Annotated in this window: 2 protein-coding genes; both read left to right on the top strand. The window is 73.8% G+C overall.

The window, feature by feature from the left end; translation table 11 throughout:
* On the top strand, positions 1–253 hold a 253-nt coding region (locus tag G3I65_RS07630; protein WP_160695455.1), incomplete at its 5' end, for a hypothetical protein.
* Positions 250–1,848 (top strand): type I polyketide synthase (locus G3I65_RS07625; RefSeq protein ID WP_375336663.1); only part of this gene is annotated, 1,599 nt, incomplete at its 3' end. The genes G3I65_RS07630 and G3I65_RS07625, both read left to right, overlap by 4 nt.

The raw sequence follows: 1,848 nt of genomic DNA, 5'->3' as shown, positions 1-1,848 counted from the left end.
GCCGGCCGCGGCCGCGGCGACCGGGCCGAGCACCGAAGAACAGGTGCGCCGGGTGCTGCGGGCCATCCCGCTCAGCCGCCTGCGCGACGCCGGGCTGCTGGACAGCCTGCTCGAGCTCGGGGGTGCGCCCGCCGCGCCCAGTGGCACGGGCGACACAGGCGACTCGATCGACTCGATGGGCGCCGACGATCTCATCGACCTGGCCTTCGGCAACCTCGGCCCGGCCGGTTCCCTGACGGAAGAGGGTGTGTGAGCATGGTCAACCCGGACGAGAAGCTGGTTTCGGCGCTTCGGCTCTCGCTCAAGGAGACCGAACGCCTCCGCGTGCAGAACGCCAAGCTCGCCGCGGCGGCGCGGGAGCCGATCGCGATCGTGTCGATGAGCTGCCGCTACCCGGGCGGGGTCAGCTCGCCCGAAGACCTGTGGCGGTTGCTCGACGACGGCGTCGACGCGGTCTCCGGGTTCCCCGCCGACCGCGGCTGGGACGTCGGGGCCGTGTTCGACCCCGAGCCCGGCGTCCCCGGCAAGTCCTACGTCCGCGAAGGCGCCTTCCTCGACCGGCCCGCCGAGTTCGACCCCGGGTTCTTCGGGATCAGCCCGGTCGAAGCGCTGTACATGGACCCGCAGCAGCGCCTGCTGCTGGAAACGTCCTGGGAGGCCTTCGAACGCGCGGGCATCGACCCCGCCTCGCTCAAGGGCACCTCGACCGGCGTGTTCGCCGGCGTCATGCACCACGACTACGCCCTCGGCCAGGACGACGGCAGCACCTCGGCAGGCAGCCTGGTCTCCGGCCGGGTCGCCTACACCCTCGGCCTCGAAGGCCCGGCGGTCACCGTCGACACGGCCTGTTCGTCGTCGCTCGTCGCGCTGCACCTGGCGGCGCAGGCGCTGCGCGCGGGGGAGTGCTCCCTCGCCCTCGCCGGCGGCGTCACCGTGATGGCGACGATGGAGCTGTTCATCAACTTCTCGCGCCAGCGCGGGCTGTCGCCCGACGGCCGCTGCAAGCCGTTCTCCGCCGCCGCCGACGGCACGGGCTGGGGCGAGGGCGCCGGAATCCTGCTGCTGGAACGGCTTTCCGACGCACGCCGCCACGGCCACCCGGTGCTCGCGGTGCTGCGCGGCAGCGCGGTCAACCAGGACGGCGAGAGCAACGGCATGACCGCGCCGAACGGCCCGTCGCAGCAGCGGCTCATCGGCCAGGCGCTGAAGAACGCGGGCCTGGCACCGTCCGATGTGGACGCCGTGGAGGCGCACGGCACCGGCACCACCCTGGGCGACCCGATCGAGGCGCAGGCGCTGCTGGCGACCTACGGCCAGGACCGCGACGCCGCGAACCCGCTGCTGGTCGGGGCGATCAAGGCCAACCTCGGGCACACCCAGGCCGCCGCGGGTGTCGCCGGCGTGATCAAGATGGTGCTCGCCATCCGGCACGGGATGGTGCCGCCGACGCTGCACGTGGGCGAGCCGTCGCCGCAGGTCGACTGGACCGCGGGCCACCTGCGGCTGGTGACCGAACCGACGCCGTGGCCCGACCGCGGCCACCTCCGCCGCGCCGGCGTGTCGTCGTTCGGGATCAGCGGGACCAACGCGCACGTCATCGTCGAGCAGTGCCCGGCCGCCGAAGAACCCGCCGCGGACGTCACCGTTACCGACCCGGCCGTCCCAGTCGTGCTGTCGGGCAAGACCCGCGAAGCGGTGCGGGCGCAGGCTTCCCGGCTGCTCTCCGGCCTCGACGCCGAAACCTCGCTCACCGACGTCGCCTTCTCGCTGGCCACCGGCCGCACCCGGCTGGAGCACCGCGCGGCCGTCGTCGCCACGGACGCCGACGCGCTGCGGCGCGGGCTGAGC

This window comes from Amycolatopsis sp. SID8362 (genome assembly GCF_010550475.1).
In the GTDB taxonomy this organism is placed as follows: Bacteria; Actinomycetota; Actinomycetes; order Mycobacteriales; family Pseudonocardiaceae; genus Amycolatopsis; species Amycolatopsis eburnea.
The sequence above is the reverse complement of the archived record's forward strand: the minus strand, read 5'-3'. Positions and strand labels throughout refer to the sequence as shown.